We start from the raw sequence: 22,450 nt of genomic DNA on the forward strand, positions 1-22,450 counted from the left end.
GGGGTAGTGGGGTAGAGTGGCGCACAGTGGGGGACGGGAGCTCTCGGGTGACCGTCGCGGGGTGTCCAGGCACCGTCCTCCCAGGTCAGTGGCAGGGAGGTCGCCGTGTTTCTCGGCAGCCACTCGCCACGGCTCGACGACAAAGGGCGGCTGACCCTGCCCGCGAAGTTCCGCGACGAGTTGGAGGGGGGGCTTGTGATCACCAAGGGTCAGGAACGATGCCTGTACGTCTTCCCGATGGCGGAGTTCACCCGGATCAGCGAGTCCCTGCGCACCGCTCCGGTCACCGCCAAGGCGTTGCGTGACTACAGCCGCGTGTTCTTCTCGTCCGCGGCCGATGACGTTGCGGACCGACAGGGGCGGATCACCATCCCCGCCCCGCTTCGCACCTACGCGGGCCTGACCCGCGAGTGCGTGGTCAACGGCGCCAACACCCGGGTCGAGATCTGGGACGCCCAGCGCTGGCAGACCTATCTGGACAGCCAGGAGGAGAGCTTCGCCGAGCTGTCCGAGGAGGTCCTGCCAGGAGTCATCTGAGCCGCCCAGGATCCCGCGCCCCGCACGCCGCGCCCTCGCTCGGTCCGCGCCGCGCCCGCACCTCCGGCCGCCCCTTCCCCGGCGGCCGGCGGACGGCGGGCGAGGTCGGCCGGCGGTGCCGGACTCGCCGGGTCGCAGGGTTCGCCGCATCGGTGGTGAGGTCCGTGCTGCGCGCCCGGATCGTCACCGCGCCGGGACGAGTCCGTCAGCACATCTGAAGACGAGGCCCACGAGCGGTCAAGGAGGCTCAGCACTGAACGCGATGCACACCCCAGTGCTGACCGGACGCGTCCTGGAACTGCTCGCCCCGGCCCTGCGCGCGCCGGGTGCGGTCGTCGTGGACGCCACGCTGGGTCTCGGTGGCCACACGGCGGCGCTGCTCGCCGAGTTCCCCGAGCTCCAGGTGATCGGCCTCGACCGGGACCTCGACGCGCTCGCGCACAGCGAGCGGCGGCTGCGCGGGCTCGCCCCCGACCGGGTACGGCTCGTCCACGCCGTCTACGACGAGATCGGCGCGGTGCTGGCCGGGCTCGGCCAGCCACGGGTGCACGGGGTGCTGTTCGACCTCGGTGTCTCCTCGCTGCAGCTCGACACGGACGCCCGCGGCTTCGCCTACTCCCGCGACGCCCCGCTCGACATGCGGATGGACGCAAGCCACGGGCCGACGGCGGCGGACGTCGTCAACGGCTACGACGTGGGGCGACTGACCCGGATCCTCCGCGACTACGGGGAGGAGCGCTTCGCCAGGCGCATCGCCGAGGCGATCGTCGCGGCCCGTGCCACCGCGCCGTTCACCACCTCGGCGCGCCTCGCCGACCTCGTCCGGGACGCCATCCCGGCGCCGGCCCGGCGCACCGGCGGCAACCCGGCCAAGCGGACGTTCCAGGCGCTGCGCATCGAGGTCAACGCCGAGCTGGACGTGCTCGCCCGGGCGCTGCCCGCCGCGTTCGACGCGCTGGCGATCGGCGGCCGCCTGATCGTCCTGTCCTACCACTCGCTGGAGGACCGGCTGGTCAAGCGCCAGCTGCAGCCGTACGCCGAGACGCTCGTCCCGCCGGACATGCCGGTGGTGCCGGCGGACGCCGTCGCGCGGATGCGATGGCTGACCCGCGGCGCCGAGCCCGCGAGTGACACCGAGAAGACCGACAACCCGCGGGCGGCGTCCGTCCGCCTGCGGGCGGCCGAACGCACGGCGCCGAACCCGGGCCGCGCCCAGTCCCCCACCGGAGGTGCATCGTGACCGCTCCCGCGCAGCCGCTTTCCCGGGCAGAGCGTCCCGGTGGCGGCCGGGGCGCCGGCCCGCGGGCCGCAGGACGCGCGGGTGGCGTGTCGGCGGCCGCGCCCGGGCGGTCCGGTGGGGCGCCGCGGGGTACCGCGGTGCGGACGGGCCCGGCGGCGGGCGGTGCCGCGGTGCGCACGGCCGCGGCGACGGCTCCCGTCCTCGACCCGGCGCCGCGGCGGGCACCCGCGCGCACGCCGCTCACAGTGGTGCGGCCGGCGCCGTCCGGGGCCCGCAAGGGACCGTTCGTCGTCCTGCTGCTGGTGCTGCTCGGGGCCGGGCTGCTGGGGCTGCTGCTGGTCAACCTCGCGCTCATGGAGGGCTCGTTCCAGGAGAGCCGGCTGCGAGGCCAGGCCGCGTCGCTCGCTGACGAGCAGCAGTCGCTCGCCGTGCGGGCCGACCAGCTCTCCGACCCGGCGGCCCTCGCGGCCGCCGCCGCCCGCGACGGGATGATCCCCGGCGGGGTGCCGCAGTACCTCCCCCCGGGCTCGCCGCTGCCCGCCGGCGCGCGGGTGCTGTCCCGCGAGCCGGACAACGGCGCCGTGCTGGTGATCGTGCCCGCCCCGCCCGGTCAGCAGCCGCCCGCGGCCGGTGCCGCCGGCACCGGGTCCACGGCGCCCGCCGGCGCCGCCGGAACCAACGGGGCCGGCACCGCGGTGGCGGGCGGCACCGCGGCCGGCGGTGCGACGACCACCGGCGTCACGACGGGTGGCACGGCGACGGGCGGCACCCCGGCGGGGGCGGGGACGACCGGCGGCACGTCTTCCGGCGTGGCGTCGTCGGGTACCGGGCACGGCGTCGGAACCGAGCACGGCGCCGGAACCGAGCATGGCGCGGCGCCCGTCACGGGCGGCGGCGCTTCCGCGGGCAGCCCGGTGTCGGGTGGCGGCGCGGGCCACGGCACGCCTGGCGGTGCCGCACCCGGTGGCGCCACGGGCGCCGTGGGCGGAACCGCTGGCGGTGCGGGTGCCGGCGCCGCCGCCACCACCGGTACGGACATCGCCGGGCGGAGGTGACGTCGGGCGGTGAGCTCCACCCTGTCCGGCCCCCCTCGGCGTGGGCGGGGCCGGCTGCGGCTCGTGACCCCGCCGCCGGCGTCCGTCCACGGCGGGCGACTGCGCCGGGACGACGACCACGGCGCCTCCCGTCACGACCCGGACGACCGCTACGACACCGCCGACGGCCGTGAGGACGACCGCCCCTACCGCGAGGACGGCCGCCGGCACCGCGGCGACGGCCGCCGCCCGCGCGAGGACGCCCGGCGGCGCCCCCGCCCGCGCTACCGCGTCGAGGACCACGACAGCCGCGGCTACGACGACGGCGGCCACGACGACGACGGTTATGACGGCGGCGGTTATGACGACGACGGCTACGACGGCGGCGGCCACGACGACGGTTATGACGATGGCTACCGCGCTGGCCGTGGCTCGGGGCGTAGGCGCTCCGACTCCTCCGGCGAGGCTGACGGCGAGTACGGCGACGGCCGCGAGGACCACCGAGTCGAGGGCGGGCGCGATCGGCGCGCTCCGGTCCGGCGGCCCGCGCGTGGCGGGTCCGGTGGGTCCGGTGCGGCGCGATCGGGTGGCGGGTCAGGCGGGCGGCGCGTCTACCGTCCTGGTACCGCGGGCCGCCTCGCGGCCGGAGGGCAGGGCGGCCGGGGCAGTTCGGGCGGCCGGTCGGGTCCGGTACGCGGGGCGGGTGGCCGCCGTCCGCCGGTGCGCCGGCGCCGCCCGCCCCGCAGCTACCGGCTGGGTAGCCCGCGACGGCGGGTGCGGGCCACGGTCGTGTTCATGTGTGTGCTGCTCGGCATCCTGGCCGTGCGCCTGACGCAGCTGCAGGGCATCTCGGCGTCGACCTACGCGGCTCAGGCCGAGGCGCAGCGGCTGCGCACGATCGTGCTGCCGGCCGCGCGTGGGTCCATCACCGACCGGTCCGGGCACACCCTGGCCCAGCACGTCGAGCTGCGCGCCGTCTACGCGAACCCGCAGAACGTCCGCGACGCCCACGCCACCGCCGTGAAGCTTTCTCCGCTGCTCGGGGTCGACGCGGCGACCCTCGGAAAACGGATGACCGTCGAGCCCGACGACGACCACACCAAGTTCGTCTACCTCGCCCGCGGCCTGACACCGGACGTCGGGGACAAGGTCACGAAGCTGGAGCTGCGCGGCATCGGCATCACCGAGGAACGCGGCCGTACCTACCCCGCCGGCGCGCTGGCCGCGAACGTCGTCGGGTTTATGCGTCACGGTGACGGCGACGTGCTCAAGGGCGGCGGCGGGCTGGAACTCGCCTATGACAAGGTGCTGCGCGGCACCGACGGCCTGCGCCAGCTGCTGGCCAACCCGGAGGGCATCGAGATCCCCTCCGGGCACACCCGGCAGAAGGACCCCGAGCCGGGCTCCGCGCTGCGGCTCACCCTGGACCGTGACATCCAGTGGAACGCGCAGAACGCCATCGCCGAGGCGGTCACCTCGTCGCAGGCCGACGGTGGCACGGTCGTCGTGACGGTTCCCCGCAGCGGGGACATCCTCGCGATGGCCGACGCCCCTCAGTTCGACCCCAATCACATCACCGCGCAGGACACGAAGGCGCTGGGGAACAGAGCCACCCAGGACGCCTACGAGCCGGGCAGTGTCAACAAGGTGATCACGATGGCGGCGGCGCTGGACCGCGGCCTGGTCACCGCCGAGACGCCGATGACCGTCCCGCCGTCGATCACCCGCGGCGGGGTGCCCATCAGGGACGCGGAGCCGCACGGCGTCGAGCACCTGACGACGGCGGGGGTGCTGGCCCGCTCCAGCAACATCGGCACCGTCGAGGTCGCGGACAAGGTGGGGCGCGCCGGGCTCGAGCAGGCGCTGCGGGCCTTCGGCCTGGGCGCGAAGACCGGGCTGGACTTCCCCGGCGAGGGCGCCGGCCTGCTGCCCCCGTCGAAGGACTGGTCGGGCAGCCAGGTCGCGACGATCTCCTACGGGCAGGGCATGTCGGCCACCGCCCTGCAGATGGCCTCGGTGTACGCGACGATCGCGAACGGCGGTGTGCGGGTGACGCCCCGGCTCGTCGACGCGATCACCGGTCCGGACGGGAAGGTCCAGCCGATGCCGCACCCGCCCGGCCAGCGGGTCGTCAGCGCCCAGACGGCCTCGACGCTGACCCGGATGTTGGAGGCGGTGGCGACCAACGAGGGCACCGCGCCGCTCGCCGAGGTCCCCGGCTACCGGGTGGCCGGCAAGACGGGCACCGCCGACCGGCCCGACCCGGTGCACGGCGGGTACGAGGGCCATACCTCGTCGTTCATCGGGTTCGCGCCCGCCGACAACCCGCGGGTCGTCGTCGAGGTCGTCCTGGACAACCCGAAGAACGGGTACTTCGGCGGTCAGGTCGCCGCGCCGGTGTTCCAGAAGGTGATGAGCTTCGCACTGACCACGCTGGGCGTGCCGCAGCCGACGACGAAGCCGGCGCCTCTGGTCCTCGATCTTGACAAGTAGTCCACAACTCGTGCGTGTCACCTCCCTCCGGACGGACGATCCGCCGCCCGCCGGCACGGTTCGCCCGGCCTCGCCGGGCCTGTACCACCCTGGTCAGGGCTCTGTTGGGGGCGACACTCCGGCACCTGGGGACGGACCACCCCGATGCCCGGGCGCCCGTGCGGATGGCCGTGCTTGCTCCTACTAAGGTCGTGAGCGTGACCCCTCCGGCACCCCGACCGGCCGCCCCGCGCCCGTGCGGCCTGGCTGACCTCCGTGCGGTGCTCACCGCCCCCGCGCCGCAGGCCGCCGCCGGGACCGGGTACGGGGGCCTCGGTCCCGGCGGCGGCGAGGACTGGCCGGGCGTGCTCGTGCGCGGCGTCACGCATGACTCCCGCCAGGTCGTGCCCGGCGACCTGTACGCGGCGCTGCCCGGCGCGCATGTCCACGGCGCCCGGTTCACCGCCGCCGCGCTCGCCGCCGGCGCCGTCGCGGTCCTGACCGACGCCGACGGCGCGGGCCGCATCGCCGCCGCGACCGACGCCCGGCCGGGGGTACCCGTGCTGGTCAGCGCGGATCCACGGCGCGATCTGGCGCCGGTGGCCGCGCGGATCCACGGCGATCCGTCCGCCCGGCTGCGCCTCCTCGGCGTCACCGGGACGAACGGCAAGACGACCACCGCGTTCCTGCTCGACGCCGGCCTGCGCGCCGCCGGGCACACCACCGGGCTGATCGGCACGGTCGAGACCCGCATCGGGCCGCGCCGTCTCGCCAGCGCCCACACGACCCCGGAGGCCAGCGACCTGCAGGCGCTGCTCGCCGTCATGCTCGAGGAGGGTGTCGACGCGGCGGCGATGGAGGTGTCCAGCCACGCGCTGGCCCAGCACCGGGCGGACGCGCTGCACTTCGCCGGTGCGCTGTTTACCAACCTCAGCCAGGACCATCTGGACTTCCACCCCACGATGGACGACTACTTCGAGGCCAAGGCGTCGCTGTTCACCCCGGACCGGTCCCAGGCGGCGGTGATCGGCGTCGCCGACGCCTGGGGACGCCGCCTCGCCGCCCGCCGCCCGGACGCGATCACCTTCGCCGTCGAGGGCCCGGCCGACTGGACGGCCCGCGACATCACCGCCGGGCCCACCGGCAGCGAGCTGCTCGCCCGCGGGCCGGGCGGGCTGCGGGTGGCGCTGTCCGTCCCGCTGCCCGGTATGTTCAACATCGCCAACGCGCTGGGCGCCCTGGCGCTGCTGGCCACGGTCGGGGTCGACCCGGCCGCCGCGGCCGCCGGGATCGGCGCGCTGCCCGGCGTGCCCGGTCGGATGGAGCGGGTCGACGCCGGCCAGCCCTTCCTGGCGCTCGTCGACTTCGCGCACACCCCGGACGCGGTGACGACGCTGCTGGAGACCGTCCGTCCCCTGGTGAAGGGCAGGATCATCATCGTGCTCGGCTGCGGCGGCGACCGTGACCGCGGCAAGCGCCCGTTGATGGGCGCCGCCGCGGCGACCCTCGCCGACCTCGCGATCCTCACCAACGACAATCCGCGTTCCGAGGACCCGGACGAGATCCTCGCCGCCATGCTCGCCGGCGTGCCGGCGCAGCTGCGCGGCGCCGGGGACGACCGGGTGCGCGTCGAGCCGGACCGGGCCGCCGCCATCGCCGCGGCGGTCGCCGAGGCGGGGCCGCAGGACGCGGTCGTCGTGGCCGGCAAGGGCCACGAGTCCGGGCAGGAGCAGGACGGTGTGGTGACCCCGTTCGACGACCGGCTGGTGCTGCGGGCCGCCCTCGACGCGGCGGCGGGCGGATGATCCCGCTTACCCTGGCCGAGGTGGCCGCGGCGACGGGCGGCCGGCTCGACGCGCAGGCCGACCCGGCCGCGGTGGTGCGCGCGGTGAGCGTCGACTCCCGCGCGGCCGGCCCCGGCACGCTGTTCGTCGCCCTCGCCGGCAGCCGCGTCGACGGGCACGACTTCGCCACCGCCGCGTCCGCCGCGGGCGCCGTCGCGGTGCTCGCCGCCCGCCCGGTGGGGGTGCCGGCCGTCGTCGTCGCCGACCCGCACGCCGCGCTCGCGGCGCTGGCTGCCCACGTGCGTGACCTGGCGGGCGCCACCGTCGTCGCCGTCACCGGCTCGGCCGGCAAGACCACCACCAAGGATCTGATCGCCGACCTGCTGGCCGAACTCGGCCCGACGGTCGCCGCGCCGGGCTCGTTCAACAACGAGATCGGCCTGCCGCTGACCCTGCTGCGCACCGAGCCGGACACCGCGTTCGTCGTGCTGGAGATGGGCGCGCGCGGCCTCGGGCACATCGCCACGCTGTGCGCGGTGGCCCGCCCGGCCATCGGCGCGGTGCTCAACGTCGGCAGCGCGCACGTCGGCGAGTACGCCGACGGCCGGGCCGGGATCGCCGCGGCCAAGGGCGAGCTCGCCGAGGCGGCGTCGGACGCGGTCGTGCTCAACGCCGACGATCCGCTGGTCGCCGCGATGGCGGCGCGCGCCGGGGCCGGCGCCGAGGTGCTGACGTTCGGCGCGGCGCCGGGCGCGGACGTGCGGGCCGACGGCGAGATCCGCGTCGACGGCACCGGGCGTGCCTCGTTCACGCTGGTCGCGGGCGGTGAGTGCCATCCGGTGACGCTCGGGCTCGTCGGTGCCCACCAGGTGCCCAACGCGCTGGCCGCAGCGGCCGTGGCGCTGCGCCTCGGTCTCGCCCCGGCCCGGATCGCCGCCGCCCTGGGCGCGGCCCGCCCGCGCAGCCGCTGGCGGATGGAGGTCACCTCGACCCGGGCCGGCGTCGTGGTCGTCAACGACGCCTACAACGCCAACCCGGAGTCGATGGCGGCGGCGCTGCGCACGCTGGTCGCCATGCGCCCGGCGGGCGGACGGGCGATCGCGGTGCTCGGCGGGATGGGGGAGCTCGGCGACGCCGCCGACGACGAGCACGACGCGCTCGGCCGCCTCGCGGCCCGGCTCGGTGTCGACCGGCTCGTCGCGGTGGGTTCGGCGACGCGGCGGGTCGACGAGGCGGCCCGTCGGGATGGCGCCTGGACGGGTGAGTCGGTGTGGGTGGCCGACGTGGACGAAGCGGTGGCGGCGGTGGTCGCGCTCGCCCGGCCGGACGATGCCGTGCTGGTCAAGGCCAGCCGGTCCTACGGTCTGGAGCGGGTCGCGGCGGACGTGGTGGCGAAGTTCGGCGTCGACGGCGACGGGATCGAGGGGACATGAGGACGGACGGCTGGCGGCAACGCGGACCCGCGCGGGTGACCCACGGGTGAGAGGCGTCCTGATCGCGGCCATGGTCGCGCTGATCGTGTCGTTGCTCGGCACGCCCTGGGTGATCCGGCTGTTCCGCCGGCAGGGATACGGACAGGAGATCCGGGAGGACGGCCCGTCGAGCCACCTCACCAAGCGGGGGACGCCCACCATGGGCGGCACGGTGATCATCGTGGCCGCCCTGGCCGGGTACTTCATCGCCCATCTGGTCACCGGGATCGGTTTCACCGCGTCCGGACTGCTGGTGCTGCTGGTGATGACCGGTCTCGGGCTCGTCGGCTTCCTCGACGACTACATCAAGATCCGTAAGCAGCGCAGCCTCGGGCTCACCGCGCGGATGAAGTTCGCCGGGCAGGCCGCGGTCGCGTTCGCCTTCGGCCTGCTCGCCGTCCGGTTCAAGAACGACCACGGGCTGCTGCCGGGGTCGACGTACATCTCGATCGTGCGCGACACCGGGCTGTCCGTCGGCATCTTCGCGTTCCCGCTGCTGGCCTGGATCATCATCGCGGCGACGTCGAACGCGGTGAACCTCACCGACGGCCTGGACGGCCTGGCCGCCGGGTCGTCCGCGATGGTGTTCGGCGCCTACGTCGTCATCTCGTTCTGGCAGTTCGGCAACCAGTGCATGCCGAGTGACTCGCCGGACGGGTGCTACCTGGTGCGCGACCCGCTGGACGTGGCGCTCGTCGCGGCGGCGGCGATGGGGGCCTGTTTCGGCTTCCTGTGGTGGAACGCGAGCCCCGCGAAGATCTTCATGGGGGACACCGGGTCGCTGGCGCTCGGCGGCGCGTTCGCCAGCATCGCCATCGTCAGCCGCACCGAGCTGCTGCTCGTCGTGCTCGGCGGGCTGTTCGTCATCGAGACGCTGTCCGTCCTGATCCAGGTGGCCTTCTTCAAGGCGACCAAACGGCGGGTGTTCAACATGGCGCCGATCCACCACCATTTCGAGCTCGCCGAATGGCCCGAGACGACCGTGATCATCCGGTTCTGGATCGTCTCCGGCCTCGCGGTCGCGTTCGGCCTCGGGCTGTTCTACGCCGAGTTCCTCAGCCACGGGGGGAGTTAGCCCACCATGGCCGCCGAGACTGACTGGGCCGGACGGCCGGTGCTCGTCGTCGGCGTCGGGGTGTCCGGCGCGGCCGCGGCGCGGGCGCTGCTGGCCCGGGGCGCGCGGGTGCGGGTCGTCGACGCGGCCGACGGGGAGCGGCAGCGGGCGGCGGCGGACGCGCTGCGGGCCGCCGGCGCCGTGGTCGACCTCGGCGGGCTGCCCGCCGGGCCGGGCGAGGCGTCCCTCGTCGTCACCTCGCCGGGGGTGCCGCCGACCGCGCCGCTGATCACCGGGTCGGCGGCGGCCGGGGTGCCGGTGTGGGGCGAGGTGGAACTCGCCTGGCACTGGGCCGGCGGCGACCGGCGCTGGCTGGCCGTCACCGGCACGAACGGCAAGACGACGACCACCGAGATGCTCGGCGCCATGCTCGCCACCGGAGGGCGGCGCGCCACCACCGCCGGCAACATCGGCACCCCGATCGTCGAGGCAGTGGATGCTCGGCCGCCGTTCGAGGCGCTCGCCGTCGAGCTGTCCAGCTTCCAGCTGCATTACACGCACAGCGTCGTCCCGCTGGCCGCGACCGTGCTCAACGTCGCCCCGGACCACCTGGACTGGCACGGCGGCGCCGAGGCGTACGCCGAGGCGAAGGCACGGATCTGGCGGGATCCGGCGACGATCGCCGTCGGCAACGCCGACGACCCGGCGAGCGTGCGGCTGCTGGCCGCCGCGCCCGGCCGGCGCGTCCTGTTCGGCCGCGACCCGGCCGCCCGGCCCGATCCGGGATTCGCCCGCGGCCTCGGCGGCCCTGACAGCCGCGGTGCCACCCGCGGTGGCGGCGGGCTCGGGCTTCCCGGGCTGACGGTCGAGGACGGCCACCTCGTCGATCACGCGTTCGGCGGGGGTCGGATCATCGCCCTGCGGGACCTGCGGGTGAGCGGGCCGCACATGATCTCCAACGCGCTCGCCGCCGCGGCGCTCGCCCGCGCCGAGGGCGTCGAGCCCGCCGCGATCGGCGCGGCGCTCGCCGCCTTCCGCGCCGGCGCCCACCGCAACGCCGAGGTCGCTGTCGTCGACGGCGTGCGCTGGGTCGACGACAGCAAGGCGACGAACCCGCACGCCGCAGCGGCCTCCCTGGTCGGCTACCCCTCCGTCGTGTGGATCGCCGGTGGCCTGAACAAGGGCCTTACCTTCGATGACCTGGTACGACAGGCCCGCGGCGGGCTGCGGGCGGTCGTGCTGATCGGGTCGTGCGCGGACGAGATCGCCGCCGCGCTCGCCCGACACGCCCCCGATGTCCCCGTCGAACGGGCCGCCGGCATGGACGATGCCGTGGAGACCGCCGCGACGCTCGCCCACAGTGGTGACACGGTGCTGCTCGCGCCGGCCGCCGCGTCGATGGACATGTTCCGCGACTACGCGGCCCGCGGCGACCAGTTCGCGGAGGCGGTGCGCGCACGAGAGGGGTGAGGCGTGGCGGGGTCGGGGTCGGGACCCAGAGCGGCCGGCGGGGCGACCCGTCCGGCGGCCGTGCGGGCGGTGCGGGCCGTCCGGGACGGCGGGAGCGGCCCCCGTGGCTCCGGCGGCTCCGGTGGCTCCGGCGGCCGGGGCGGATCCGGTGGCCAGGGCGACGGCGAGGAGGAGGCCGCCGCCGCGTCGCGGGCGCCGCTGCTCGACCGGCCGCTGGCGTCGTACTACCTGCTGCTGTCCTCCGCCGGCCTGCTGCTGCTGCTCGGCCTGGTGATGGTGCTCTCCGCGTCGAGCGTGCGGTCCTACGCAGACTTCGGCTCGTCCTACACGCTGTTCATCCGGCAGGCGACCTGGGTGGGCATCGGCCTGCCGATCGTCGTGCTGGCCAGCCGGATGCCGGTGCGGGTGTTCCGCGCGCTGGCCTACCCGCTGCTCGGCGTCACGGTGTTCCTGCTCATGGTCGTGCTCGTGCCGGGCATCGGCAGCGTCCGGGGCGGGGCCCGGCAGTGGATCGTCGTCGGCCCGATCACCATCCAGCCCAGCGAGCTCGCGAAGATCGCGCTGGTGCTGTGGTGCTCGGACCTGCTGGTGCGCAAGCGGCGGCGGCTGTCCGACCCCAAGCACCTGTTCGTCCCGCTGGTGCCGGCGTTCCTGTTCATCGACCTGCTCATGCTGCTGGAGCCGGACCTCGGCGGCGCGATCTGCGTGACGGTCGTGCCTCTGACGATCCTGTGGGTGATCGGCACGCCGAAGCGCTTCTACGGCGCGGTGCTGGCCACCATGATCACGGCGGCGACCATCCTGGCGGTCGCCGAGCCCTACCGGCTGAAGCGGCTGCTGTCGTTCACCGACCCCTTCTCCGACGCCAGCGGCAACGGCTTCCAGGCGGTACAGGGCATCTACGCGCTGTCCACGGGCGGCTGGTGGGGGGAGGGGCTCGGCGCGTCCCGGGAGAAGTGGCCGGAGCTGCTACCCGCCGTGCACACCGACTTCATCCTGGCGATCATCGGCGAGGAGCTGGGACTCGTCGGCAGCCTGGTGGTGGTGGGCCTGTTCGGGGTGATGGGCTACGCGGGGCTGCGCATCGCGCACCGCACGGACGACCTGTTCGTGCGCCTGGCCGCCGCCGGGGTGACGGCGTGGATCATCGTCCAGGCGGTGGTGAACATGGGCGCGGTCGTCGGCCTGCTGCCGATCACCGGCGTCACGCTGCCGCTGGTGTCGTTCGGCGGATCGTCGCTGCTGCCGACCCTGACGGCGCTGGGCATGCTGCTCGCCTTCGCCCGCTCCGAGCCGGCCGCGGCGCAGTACCTGCGGCGCCGGGCGGAGGAACGCCGCGCGGCGCGGGCCGAGCCGTGGCGCGCGCGGGCACGCCGGGTGCTGCCGGGAGCCCGCACGCGCCGCCCGGACCTCGGACTGGTGCCCCTGCGCGACGACGAGGACGCCGACCCCGGCGAGCACGGCCCCGCTGCGCGCCGTCGCGGGAAGGCGACCACCGGGGGAGACGGGCGCCGCGGCGGCGAGACTCCCGCCTCGTCGGTGACGACCTTCGTCGCGGGCAGGGGATCCAGGAAAGGTAAGATCAAAAAGGTGTCCCCGGCGGCGAACAGCGTGGCCTCTCCGGGGCGGACGGGCCGGTCGGAGCGCGTATCACCCGGTTCCGCCGGGCGAGCCGGTGGGGCCGGTCTGTCCACGGGGCGGCGCGATGTGTCATCGTCTTGAGCGATGTTGCGAAGTGTCGTGCTCGCCGGCGGCGGGACAGCCGGCCATGTCGAACCCGCCCTCGCGGTCGCGGACGCCCTGCGTGCCGCCGAGCCCCGGACGCGGCTGACCCTGCTCGGCACCTCCGTCGGCCTGGAGGCGCGGCTGGTGCCCGCCCGCGGGTACGAGCTGGCGACGGTGCCCAAGGTGCCGATGCCCCGCAGGCCCGGCGCCGCGCTGCTGAAGCTCCCCGGCCGGCTGTTCGACGCGGTCCGCCAGGCCGGCGCGACCCTGGACGAGGTGCGCGCCGACGTCGTCGTCGGCTTCGGCGGCTACGTGTCGGTGCCGGCCTACCTGGCCGCGCGCCGGCGCGGCATCCCGATCGTCGTGCACGAGGCGAACCCGCTGCCCGGCATGGCCAACCGGCTCGGCGCCCGGTTCACCCCGTTCGTGGCCACCTCGTACCCGAGCACGCCGCTGCGCGGGGCCACCCTGACCGGCATCCCGCTGCGCGAGGAGATCCTCACCCTGGACCGGTCGCCGACCGCCGCCCGCGCCGCGCGGGCCCACTACCGGCTTGACCCGCACCGCCCCACGCTGCTCGTCTTCGGCGGCTCGCAGGGCGCCCGCAGCCTCAACCAGGTGATGACGGCGGCGGCCCGCCCGCTGGCCACCGCCGGTGTCCAGGTCCTGCACGCCGCCGGACCGAAGAACTACGACGACGTCGCCGCCGCGCTACCCCGTGGCCTGCCGGCCCCCTACGAGCTGCGCCCCTACCTGGACGACATGGCGTCGGCGTACGCCGCCGCCGACATGACGCTGTGCCGCTCCGGCGCGATGACCTGCGCCGAGCTCGCCGCCGTCGGTCTGCCGGCGGCCTACGTCCCACTGCCGATCGGCAACGGCGAGCAGCGCCGCAACGCCCTGCCCACCGTCGAGGCGGGCGGCGGCCTGCTCGTCGACGACGCCGAGCTGTCCGCCGACTGGCTGATCGCCAACGTGCTGCCGGTGCTCACCTCGGCGGAGCGGCTGGCGAAGATGTCGGCGGCCTGCGCCGGCACCGGCTACCCGCAGGCCGCCTCGGCGATCGTCGGCATGATCCGCGAGGCCGCGGGCACCCGGCGCCGTTCCCGCCCCCGCCACGCCGCCTCCTGACCGCTCAGCGCAGCAGGGACAGCACCACCACCGGGATCTCGCGGTCCACCTGCTCCTGATGGCCCTGGATGCCGGGCATCGCCGCAACCAGGGCCTGGTAGAGACGTTCGCGCTCGGTGCCGGTGGCGGTGAGGGCCTCCGCCTCGTGGCGCTCGGTGCCGAGCTCCACGACGACCTTCGGGTTCGCCGCCAGGTTGCGGTACCAGTCCGGGTCGCGCGGCGCGGCCATGTTCGAGGCGAACACGACGATCCGCCCGCCGCCGTTGCTGTCGCCGTCGTTGCCGCCGGGGTCGCTCTCGCCGCCGCCGTCGGCATTGCCGCCGGCGCTCGCGCTGTCCTCGGTGGCGGTGTCCCGCACGTAGCCCAGCGGGGTGGTGTGCTCCCGCCCGGTGCGCCGTCCGGTTGTCGTCAGCAGCACCAGCCGCGAACCGGGCAGCGTCTTCACGAGCTCGCCGCCGGTCGCCCGGTACTCGGCGATCACGGTCTGGTTCACCGCCCGGATGTCGAACCCGGGCCTGGGCGCGTCCTGCGTGTCGGGCATCGTCTCTAGGATCCTCACCGGTCGCCGCCGGCCGGGGCCGGTGGTGGACGTGTTGCGGTAGTCAATCATTTACAGCGCGTAACCGCGAGGAGGATCACCCCGGTGGGCGGGCCGCGCCGTTCTCCGCCCGTCCGCCGTCGACGCCCAGGCGTCGACGCCTGGGCGTGGCCGTCAGGCGTCGGGCGGTGCCTCCAGCGCGGCCAGCAGCCGCGGCCCGACGGTGGTGATCGTGCCCGCGCCCAGGGTGAGCAGCAGGACGCCGTGGGACGGGGCGGGGCCGGTGAGCGCGGTCCGGACGTCGGCGGCGAGGCGGTCGACCAGCGCCAGCCAGGGCACGTAGGCGGCTGTGACAGGGTCGGAGAGCCGCTTGACCAGGTCGGTGGGGTGGCGGCCGAGGTCGTCGGTCTCCCGGGCCGCGTAGATGTCGGTGACGTACACCCGGTCGGCGTCGGTGAAGGCGGTGGCGAAGCCGTCGAGCATCGCCGCGAACCGGCTGTAGGTGTGGGGCTGCAGGACCGCCCACACCTCGCGGCCCCGGGCGCGGGACCTGGCCGCGGCGAGCGTCAGGCGGATCTCGGTGGGGTGATGCGCGTAGTCGTCGATGATCTCGAGGCTGTGGACGCCCGCGGGGTCCGCGTCGGCGGTCGTCGTCGCGGCTGCCGGCGCACCGGCCGACGGCATGGGAACCAGGGCCGGTGCCGAGACCGGAGCGGGAGCCGCCGGTGTGGCGATCGCTGGGCCTGAGCCCGCCGTCAGGGGTGCTGGGGCCGCCGTCAGGGGTGCTGAGGCCGCGGTCCGGGGGGCGAGGGAGGCGGCCCGGGCGCCGGGGACGGCCTGCAGGGCTTCGGCCGCCACGGGGCCGAGGGCCGCGGCCACGGGGGCGTCCGCGGCGCGCCAGAAGCCGACGAACTCGAAGCGGCGGGCCGCGCCGGTGTAGGTGGCGAGGGTCGCCAGGGACTGGGCGGGCTCGACGCCGAGATCGGTGGCCACGGCCAGGGCCGCGAGCGCGTTGAGGACGGAGTGCCGGCCGGGCACGCCGAGCGTGAGGGTGCCGACCTCCTCGCCGCCGCGCAGCACGACCGCCCGGGCGGTGTCGTCGCCGCGGGTGGGGTCCACGTCCACCGCCCGCCAGTGCCGCTCGGCGCCGAACCCGTAGTCGATCACGCTGAACGCCGGCCCGGCCGCGGCCCCCGTCGTGCCGGCCGCGGATGTCGCCGGCTCGGGCGCCACCGGCGCCGTCTCGGGCGTCTCGGACGGCTCGGGCGGCGTGCCGGGGGTGCTCAGCCGCGCCAGGACGGCGGCCACGCCGGGATCGTCCCCGCACACCACCAGGCGCCCGCCGGGCCGCACCCGGCGGGCGAAGGCGGTGAAGGCCGCCTGCACGGCCGCGGCGTCCGGGAAGATGTCGGGGTGCTCCCACTCGACGTTGGTGATCACCGCGACGGTGGGCTCGAGCCCGGCGAACGCGCCGCCGTACTCGTCGGACTCCAGCACGAACACGTCGCCGGCGCCGGTCAGCGCGTTCCCGCCGAGTTGGGACACCTCGGCGCCGATGACCGCCGTCGGGTCGAGCCCGGCGGCGCGCAGCACCAGCGCCAGCATCGCCGACGTCGTCGACTTGCCGTGCGAGCCGGCGACCGCGACCAGCCGGTAGTCGGCGGTGAGCTCCGGCAGCCACTCGGTGCGCCGGCGCACCGGTAGGCCGAGCCGGCGGGCGGCGACGATCTCAGGATGATCGTCGGGCAGCGCGCTGGAGGCCACGACGACGTCCACCCCGGCGAGTTCGGCGGCGATCGCGTCCGCGGCGGGCGGCGGGCCGACCCGGACGGGCACGCCCCGGGCCCGCAGGGTCGCCACCCGCGGCGACTCCTCCGCGTCGCTGCCGCTGACGGTCCCGCCGCCGGCGAGATGGATCTGGGCCAGCGGCGACAGGCCCGCGCCGCCGATGCCGAGGAAGTGGACGTGCTGGGTGCGGTGACGGGTCACGGGGGCAGTACACCATTCCCCGGCCGGGCCCCCACGTTCCCCCTTGATCGTGCCCCGACGGGGCCGCCGACACGGAAGTGCCAGAAATCGCAGACACGAAGCGGTGTGACGCGCCGACAGCTTCCTTGACCCCCGCCGAAGCCGTGCCTACTGTCCGATTCACAGCCGGAAGTTGACATAACTGTAACCGTCTAGCTGACGGTGAAGGTTGAGACTCCGACTGCTTCCCCCGCTCGCCGCGCGGCTGTGTCGTCCCGCGGCGCCGCAGGGGCGGGGCCAATCCCCGTCCGACCACCGACGCCGCTGGAGGACCGACACCGCATGGCTGCCCCACAGAACTATCTCGCGGTCATCAAGGTCGTCGGGATCGGTGGTGGTGGCGTCAACGCCGTCAACCGGATGATCGAAGTCGGTCTCAAGGGCGTCGAGTTCATCGCCATCAACACCGACGCCCAGGCCCTGCTGATGAGTGACGCCGACGTCAAGCTCGACGTCGGCCGCGAGCTGACCCGGGGCCTCGGCGCCGGGGCCGACCCGGAGGTGGGCCGCCAGGCCGCCGAGGACCACCGTGAGGAGATCGAGGAGGTCCTCAAGGGGGCCGACATGGTCTTCGTCACCGCGGGCGAGGGCGGTGGCACCGGGACGGGTGGCGCGCCCGTCGTCGCGAACGTGGCCCGCTCGCTCGGCGCCCTCACCATCGGTGTGGTCACCCGCCCGTTCACCTTCGAGGGACGGCGCCGGGCCACCCAGGCCGACACGGGTATCGACACTCTGCGCAACGAGGTCGACACCCTCATCGTCATCCCGAACGACCGCCTGCTCGCGATGACGGACCGTGACATCAGTGTGCTCGACGCCTTCCGCAGTGCCGACCAGGTGCTGCTGTCCGGTGTCCAGGGCATCACGGACCTGATCACCACCCCCGGCCTGATCAACCTTGACTTCGCCGACGTGAAGACCGTCATGTCGCACGCCGGCAGCGCCCTGATGGGTATCGGCCGCGCCCGCGGTGACGACCGCGCCACGGTCGCCGCCGAACAGGCCATCGCCTCGCCGCTGCTGGAGGCGAGCATGGACGGCGCCCAGGGCGTGCTGCTCAACATCTCCGGCGGGTCGGACCTCGGTCTGTTCGAGATCAACGCCGCCGCCGAGCTCGTCGCCGACGCGGCGCATCCCGAGGCCAATATCATCTTCGGTGCCGTGATCGACGACGCGCTCGGGGACGAGGTGCGGGTCACGGTCATCGCCGCCGGCTTCGACACGGTGCAGGACAGACGCACCCGGGGTCTCGCCCCGTCGTCGACGCGCCGCCCGGCCGCGCCGGGACCGCCGGCCCAGGGCGGTCCACCGGCGGGCGCCGGCACCGGGGCCGCGGTGGCCCCGGCCGGCGGGTCGTCGTCGAACACGACGATCCTGCCGCCGCTGCCGACGATCGCCGGCGCCCCGGTCCGGACGGTCGCGGCCGCGCCGGCCCCGGCGCCCGCGCCGCCGGTCCCGCCGCAGCCCCCGGTCCAGCCGGCGCCGACAACGCCGAGCTACCTGCAGGCCCCACCGTCGCCGATCAGCTCGTCGAACGTGGGCCACTACCACCCGGACCCGCTGCCGGAGCCGGCGGCGACGCGCGAGCCGTTCGGCCCGGGCGAGCCGACGGTCATCCCGACGGTGGAGTCGCGGGTCGCCCCGCCGGCACGGGAGCCCGTCGAGCCGACCGCCGCCGACCCGCTCTACGGCCAGCAGCACCGGGCGGAGCAGCCGCGGGCCACCGGGCCGCGCCCGACCTACCCGCCCCGCCGGCCGATCCGCCCGATCGCCGACGACGACGAGCTGGACGTGCCGGACTTCCTCAAATAGCCCCGGCCGGGCAGACTTCCGGCCATGCCGGTTCTCGTCACCTCGCGGGCGGGCGGGGTCAGCGCTCCGCCGTTCGGCGGGCTCAACCTCGGGGATCATGTCGGTGACGCGGCGGCGTCCGTCGAGGAGAACAGGCGCCGGCTGGCGGCGCGGGTCGGGATGCCGGTGCGGTACATGCGCCAGGTGCACGGGCGGCACGTTGTCGTCGCCCGTGAGCCCGGTCCGGTGCCCGAGGCGGACGCGATGGTCACCGACGTCGCGGGCCTCGCGCTCGCGGTGATGGTCGCCGACTGTGCCCCGGTGCTGTTCGAGGGGCCCACCGCGGTGGGCGTCGCCCACGCCGGCCGGGTCGGCATGGCCGAGGGTGTCATCGCCGCGACGCTGGCCGCCCTCAAGGAGCTTGGTGCCACGCCGGAAGAGCTGGCGGTGACGGTCGGCCCCTGCGTGTGCGCGGGGTGCTATGAGGTGCCGGCACCGCTGCGGGCCGAGGTTGAGCGGCGGGTGCCGGGCAGCGCGGCCACCAGCAGAGAGGGCACCGCCGCGATCGATCTGCGCGCCGGCATAGTGGGCCAGCTCACGACGGCCGGTGTGGCGAATATCATAGTCTCTCCCCGCTGTCCCGCGGAGAACGCCGAGCTCTACTCCTACCGCCGCGACGGCCGCACCGGCCGGTTCGCCGGCGTCGCCTGGCTCGGGCCGGCCACCCCGTGACCGGTGGCACCGGTGCCGGGCTCGGGCCGGCCGCCGGCTTCGGTACCGAGGATGACGAGGCGGCGGCCGCGCGGCGGGCCGGGCTGACCGGCCGGCTCGAGCGCGTCCGGGAGCGGATCGACGCCGCCGCGCGGGCGGCCGGGCGCGATCCGGCGCGGCTGACCCTCATCGCCGTGAGCAAGACCTACCCGGCCGAGGATGTCGTGATGCTGCACACACTCGGGCTGCGGGACTTCGCCGAGAACCGGGAGCAGGAGGCCGGCCCGAAGGTGAACCTCGTCACGCGGGGGCTGGCCGCCGGGCCGGCCGGGCCGGTCGGGCCGGTCGCGGGCGGATCGGGGCCCTTCGGCGCGGCGGACGGGCCGCGCTGGCACTTCGTCGGCCAACTCCAGCGCAACAAGGCCCGTTCTGTTCTGCGTTGGGCGGACTGGGTGCAGTCGGTGGACCGTCCGGGCCTGGTGGGCGTCCTGTCTCGGCTCGCCGTCGAGCGCGGCCTGCCGCTGTCGGTCTGCCTTCAGGTTTCCTTGGGTATCCGGAGTGCTACCGATGGGTCGGATACGGCCGGGGTTGCCGGTTCGGGCCGGGGAGGCATCGATCCGGGTGGTCTCCCCGACCTCGCCGATCTCGTCGCGGAGGCTCCGGGGCTGGAACTGCGGGGGGTCATGGCGGTCGCTCCCCGTGGTGAACCCGCCCGCTCTGCCTTCGAACTGCTACGCAAGGTGTCGAATCGGCTGGTCGCGGACCACCCTGAGGCCACTGTCATCAGCGCCGGCATGTCAGGAGACCTGGAGGCCGCGATCGCCGAGGGCGCGACACACCTTCGGATCGGGACCGCTTTGTTCGGTGAACGGCCTGGTGTCCCTTAGAGTCGCGCCCATGGGGCTCGGGCGCAGGGCGATGGTCTACCTCGGTCTGGCCGAGGAGGACGACGACTATCTCGATGACGACTACGACGACGACGGTCGTGCGGTCGGTCATGACCGTGTGCATGGTCACGACGACCGGCGTGCGATGCACGATCCGGTCCCGATGGACCGGACGGTCCGTCGGATCGACGCACGGGAGGAGCCGGTCGCCATGACGCGACGCCCGCCGGTCGAACCACTGCGCCCCGCCGCACCCATGCCAGTGCGCAGGGTGGGGCCCGTGGAGGAGCCGCACCCCTACCGGATCACGACGCTCCAGCCACGTAGCTACAATGAGGCGCGGCAGATCGGCGAGGAGTTCAGGGACGGCACCCCCGTTATCATGAACCTCACCGACATGGACGATGTCGACGCCAAGCGTCTGGTCGACTTCGCCGCCGGGTTGATCTTCGGTCTGCGTGGCGACATCGAGAAGGTGACCAACAAGGTCTTCCTTCTGTCGCCGCACAACGTCGAGGTCACCGAGACGGACAAGCGACGCATCCGCGAGGGTGGGTTCTACAACCAGTCATGACGGGGAGCGTGATCATGTGATGCCTCCCCCTGGTCCCCAGGAGAGAGCACCATCAGCACGCTAGGATCCCTGCTCTCGTGGCTGCTTTTGGTCTATCTCCTGTTCCTGATAGCCCGGTGGATCACGGATCTGGTGCTCGTCCTCGGCCGTTCGTTCCGTCCGTCCGGCCCTCTGTTGGTGATCTTCGAGTCCGTGTACACGGTGACTGACCCCCCGTTGAAGTTCATCCGACGTATCCTGCCCCCGTTGAGGGTGGGTAGCGTTCAGCTTGACCTCGGATATCTGGTGCTCTTCTTGGTGATCTTCGTGTTGCGAAGCTATGCCCAGAGGCTGTGACGGGGTTGTGTGCACACCGCGAACGCGGGCGCGGCAGACTGCCCGCAGACCGCCCTCTCTTCGGGGAGCGGCGATGCCGCACGAGGAGGCGACGTGGCTCTGACACCACAGGACGTTCAGAACAAGGTCTTCAGTCCGACGAGGTTTCGCACCGGCTACAACGAGGATGAGGTCGACACCTTCCTCGACGAGGTCGAGGCGGAGCTGACCCGGCTGCTCGACGAGAACAGCGACCTGCGCCGGCAGCTTGACGAGGCCCGCCGCTCCGGCGGTGGCGGCCCGGGCGTGCCCGCCCAGATCCTGGAGGAGAACCAGGGTCTGCGTCGCCAGGTCGAGGAGGCCCGTCGCCAGCTCGCCCAGATGCAGGCGCAGGCGGCCCAGGCCGCCCGCGAGCGCGCCGCCCAGCAACAGCAGCAGCCCCCCGTCCCGCAGCCGCAGCCGCAGCAGGGCGGCGCTCCGACGACGGTCATCCCGGCCGTCGGCGCAGGTGGCGGCAACGTGCCCGCCCGCACCGGCCCTGGTCAGGCGTCCGAGGCCGAGATCGAGCAGCGGGTCGCGCGCACCCTTGTGCTCGCCCAGCGCACCGCCGACGAGGCGCTGCGCGAGGCGCGGGCCGAGTCCGAGCGCGCACGGCGTGAGGCCCGGTCCGACGCGGACCGCATCATCGGCGAGGCCCGGGCGCACGTCGCCGAGCAGCTCGGCGGTCTCGAGGAGGACAAGCGCCGCCTGGAGGGCCAGGTCGAGCAGCTGCGCGCCTTCGAGCGTGAGTATCGCACCCGCCTGCGGGCCTACCTGGAGATGCAGCTGCGCGACCTCGACGGCATGCCGACCCAGCCCGCCGTCGGCGCCGGCGGCCCGCCGCGGCCCGGCCTCAACCCCGGCGGCCAGCCTCCGCAGCCGCCCGCGGTCGGCATGGGCCCGAACGGCGGCCAGCAGGGCCCGGCCCACCAGCCGACGTTCCCGCCCGGCCCGCCGCTGCCCGCCGGCGCGATCGCCCGCGACAACGGTCACGGCCGCCCCGAGATGGACCCGAACCGGCGCGACGCCCCCGGCATGCAGGACTTCTGATCCCTCACGCCACACACCCCGGCCCTGCCCGCCGCCGGCGCGCCGGCCCGCTCCGGGACAGCGGGTGGAACGCGACCGGCCGCGCGCCCGGGCCGTCAGCCGACAAGGCGCCGCGCGGGGGAATGCCACGCGGATCGGTCTTCTGCGATGCCCTGACCTGGCCGATCCCGTGTTGACGCTCTGTGGTGCGCTGCTCGGGGTCGGCATCGTGCTGGCCGTTGTCGGTCTCCTCGCCGGCAGCGGCTTCGTCTATGCCTCCCTGATCGTGACGCTCCTCGTCGCCGCGCTGCTGCCGCTGGGCGCCGCCCGCCGTTCTACCCCGTCCTGACCGCCGCCTCCCGCCCGTGGCCCGGGCGAGAGCCGTGCCCGTTCTGGTGACGCATCCAACCCCTGTAGTCACCTCTCGTGCTCGCTCGTTTGCCGCGCGCAGGCGTCTCCGGCCTGACATCCTCCGGTCCCACCGGGCCGTTGCCACGGATGGTTACGCGGGTTTTCCTGGCCGTGCGTGGGAGTGGGTCCTTCCGTGTCGCCTTGTAGGGACGAAACGGACACCGCACCCTGCAGAACGACACCCGTAGCCCCTCAGCCCCCGCAACCC

19 protein-coding genes are annotated in these 22,450 nt (G+C 74.7%); 17 read left to right on the top strand and 2 right to left on the bottom strand.

Annotation, left to right across the window (positions count from 1 at the left end):
- The first annotated feature begins 105 nt into the window (after window positions 1-105).
- The 10 genes from mraZ to murG all read left to right on the top strand — a co-directional run bounded on the left by mraZ (window position 106) and on the right by murG (window position 13,919).
- On the top strand, window positions 106-537 hold the full coding sequence (gene mraZ / locus C1A33_RS01815) for a division/cell wall cluster transcriptional repressor MraZ (protein WP_101829787.1): 432 nt from the start codon (window positions 106-108) through the stop codon (window positions 535-537).
- A 262-nt stretch (window positions 538-799) separates the two neighbouring features.
- The gene (gene rsmH / locus C1A33_RS01820) at window positions 800-1,777 is read left to right on the top strand and encodes a 16S rRNA (cytosine(1402)-N(4))-methyltransferase RsmH (protein WP_101829788.1); all 978 of its coding nucleotides are present in this window, start codon (window positions 800-802) and stop codon (window positions 1,775-1,777) included.
- A 137-nt stretch (window positions 1,778-1,914) separates the two neighbouring features.
- Window positions 1,915-2,832, top strand: a complete 918-nt coding sequence (gene ftsL / locus C1A33_RS35525) for a cell division protein FtsL (RefSeq protein WP_207770109.1) — start codon at window positions 1,915-1,917, stop codon at window positions 2,830-2,832.
- Between the two features lie 9 nt (window positions 2,833-2,841).
- Window positions 2,842-5,304 carry a peptidoglycan D,D-transpeptidase FtsI family protein gene (locus C1A33_RS01830; RefSeq protein WP_101829789.1) on the top strand — a complete coding sequence of 821 codons (2,463 nt, stop codon included), beginning with the start codon at window positions 2,842-2,844 and terminating at the stop codon, window positions 5,302-5,304.
- 197 nt (window positions 5,305-5,501) lie between these two features.
- Window positions 5,502-7,088: a UDP-N-acetylmuramoyl-L-alanyl-D-glutamate--2,6-diaminopimelate ligase gene (locus tag C1A33_RS01835; RefSeq protein ID WP_423748024.1), complete on the top strand. Its 1,587-nt coding sequence runs from the start codon at window positions 5,502-5,504 to the stop codon at window positions 7,086-7,088.
- A complete protein-coding gene (locus C1A33_RS01840) occupies window positions 7,085-8,500 on the top strand; it encodes a UDP-N-acetylmuramoyl-tripeptide--D-alanyl-D-alanine ligase (RefSeq protein ID WP_101829791.1) in 1,416 nt (471 codons plus the stop codon). The genes C1A33_RS01835 and C1A33_RS01840 overlap by 4 nt, the downstream gene beginning before the upstream one ends.
- A gap of 46 nt (window positions 8,501-8,546) precedes the next feature.
- Complete coding sequence (mraY, locus tag C1A33_RS01845; protein WP_101829792.1) at window positions 8,547-9,614, top strand: phospho-N-acetylmuramoyl-pentapeptide-transferase; 1,068 nt, start codon at window positions 8,547-8,549, stop codon at window positions 9,612-9,614.
- A 6-nt stretch (window positions 9,615-9,620) separates the two neighbouring features.
- On the top strand, window positions 9,621-11,063 hold the full coding sequence (gene murD, locus C1A33_RS01850; protein WP_101829793.1) for a UDP-N-acetylmuramoyl-L-alanine--D-glutamate ligase: 1,443 nt from the start codon (window positions 9,621-9,623) through the stop codon (window positions 11,061-11,063).
- A gap of 3 nt (window positions 11,064-11,066) precedes the next feature.
- Window positions 11,067-12,785, top strand: coding sequence for a putative lipid II flippase FtsW (gene ftsW, locus C1A33_RS01855; protein ID WP_243407076.1), 1,719 nt, complete (start codon window positions 11,067-11,069; stop codon window positions 12,783-12,785).
- A 3-nt stretch (window positions 12,786-12,788) separates the two neighbouring features.
- A complete protein-coding gene (gene murG / locus C1A33_RS01860) occupies window positions 12,789-13,919 on the top strand; it encodes an undecaprenyldiphospho-muramoylpentapeptide beta-N-acetylglucosaminyltransferase (RefSeq protein ID WP_101829794.1) in 1,131 nt (376 codons plus the stop codon).
- Window positions 13,920-13,923: 4 nt separating this feature from the next.
- Here murG and C1A33_RS01865 read toward each other — a convergent pair whose 3' ends face one another.
- On the bottom strand, window positions 13,924-14,460 hold the full coding sequence (locus C1A33_RS01865) for a nitroreductase/quinone reductase family protein (protein ID WP_101829795.1): 537 nt from the start codon (window positions 14,458-14,460) through the stop codon (window positions 13,924-13,926).
- Between the two features lie 171 nt (window positions 14,461-14,631).
- The gene (locus C1A33_RS36125; RefSeq protein WP_243407077.1) at window positions 14,632-16,446 is read right to left on the bottom strand and encodes a UDP-N-acetylmuramate--L-alanine ligase; all 1,815 of its coding nucleotides are present in this window, start codon (window positions 16,444-16,446) and stop codon (window positions 14,632-14,634) included.
- Window positions 16,447-16,767: 321 nt separating this feature from the next.
- Here C1A33_RS36125 and ftsZ point away from each other — a divergent pair, with 321 nt between their 5' ends.
- The 7 genes from ftsZ (at window position 16,768) to C1A33_RS34505 (ending at window position 22,180) form a co-directional block, all read left to right on the top strand.
- The gene (gene ftsZ / locus C1A33_RS01880) at window positions 16,768-18,297 is read left to right on the top strand and encodes a cell division protein FtsZ (protein ID WP_101829796.1); all 1,530 of its coding nucleotides are present in this window, start codon (window positions 16,768-16,770) and stop codon (window positions 18,295-18,297) included.
- Window positions 18,298-18,321: 24 nt separating this feature from the next.
- Entirely contained in the window at window positions 18,322-19,008 is a 687-nt protein-coding gene (gene pgeF, locus C1A33_RS01885) for a peptidoglycan editing factor PgeF (RefSeq protein ID WP_101829797.1), read from the top strand.
- Window positions 19,005-19,874 carry a YggS family pyridoxal phosphate enzyme gene (locus C1A33_RS01890; RefSeq protein WP_101829798.1) on the top strand — a complete coding sequence of 290 codons (870 nt, stop codon included), beginning with the start codon at window positions 19,005-19,007 and terminating at the stop codon, window positions 19,872-19,874. The genes pgeF and C1A33_RS01890 overlap by 4 nt, the downstream gene beginning before the upstream one ends.
- A gap of 10 nt (window positions 19,875-19,884) precedes the next feature.
- Window positions 19,885-20,448, top strand: coding sequence for a cell division protein SepF (locus C1A33_RS01895; protein WP_101829799.1), 564 nt, complete (start codon window positions 19,885-19,887; stop codon window positions 20,446-20,448).
- A gap of 81 nt (window positions 20,449-20,529) precedes the next feature.
- Complete coding sequence (locus tag C1A33_RS01900; protein WP_101829800.1) at window positions 20,530-20,784, top strand: YggT family protein; 255 nt, start codon at window positions 20,530-20,532, stop codon at window positions 20,782-20,784.
- A 93-nt stretch (window positions 20,785-20,877) separates the two neighbouring features.
- Window positions 20,878-21,852 (top strand): DivIVA domain-containing protein, encoded by a 975-nt coding sequence (locus C1A33_RS01905; protein ID WP_101829801.1) that lies wholly within the window; start codon window positions 20,878-20,880, stop codon window positions 21,850-21,852.
- Window positions 21,853-22,024: 172 nt separating this feature from the next.
- Window positions 22,025-22,180 (top strand): hypothetical protein, encoded by a 156-nt coding sequence (locus tag C1A33_RS34505; protein ID WP_165818189.1) that lies wholly within the window; start codon window positions 22,025-22,027, stop codon window positions 22,178-22,180.
- Window positions 22,181-22,450: the final 270 nt, after the last annotated feature.

Origin of the sequence: Frankia canadensis, assembly GCF_900197875.1 — a bacterium.
Classification (GTDB): Bacteria; Actinomycetota; Actinomycetes; order Frankiales; family Frankiaceae; genus Frankia; species Frankia canadensis.

Coding starts and splice junctions, on each gene's coding strand:
- rsmH (WP_101829788.1), top strand. CDS start 800: ATGCACACCCCAGTGCTGACCGGACGCGTCCTGGAACTGCTCGCCCCG.
- C1A33_RS01840 (WP_101829791.1), top strand. CDS start 7,085: ATGATCCCGCTTACCCTGGCCGAGGTGGCCGCGGCGACGGGCGGCCGG.
- murD (WP_101829793.1), top strand. CDS start 9,621: ATGGCCGCCGAGACTGACTGGGCCGGACGGCCGGTGCTCGTCGTCGGC.
- murG (WP_101829794.1), top strand. CDS start 12,789: ATGTTGCGAAGTGTCGTGCTCGCCGGCGGCGGGACAGCCGGCCATGTC.
- C1A33_RS01865 (WP_101829795.1), bottom strand. CDS start 14,460: ATGCCCGACACGCAGGACGCGCCCAGGCCCGGGTTCGACATCCGGGCG.
- ftsZ (WP_101829796.1), top strand. CDS start 16,768: ATGGCTGCCCCACAGAACTATCTCGCGGTCATCAAGGTCGTCGGGATC.
- pgeF (WP_101829797.1), top strand. CDS start 18,322: ATGCCGGTTCTCGTCACCTCGCGGGCGGGCGGGGTCAGCGCTCCGCCG.
- C1A33_RS01895 (WP_101829799.1), top strand. CDS start 19,885: ATGGGGCTCGGGCGCAGGGCGATGGTCTACCTCGGTCTGGCCGAGGAG.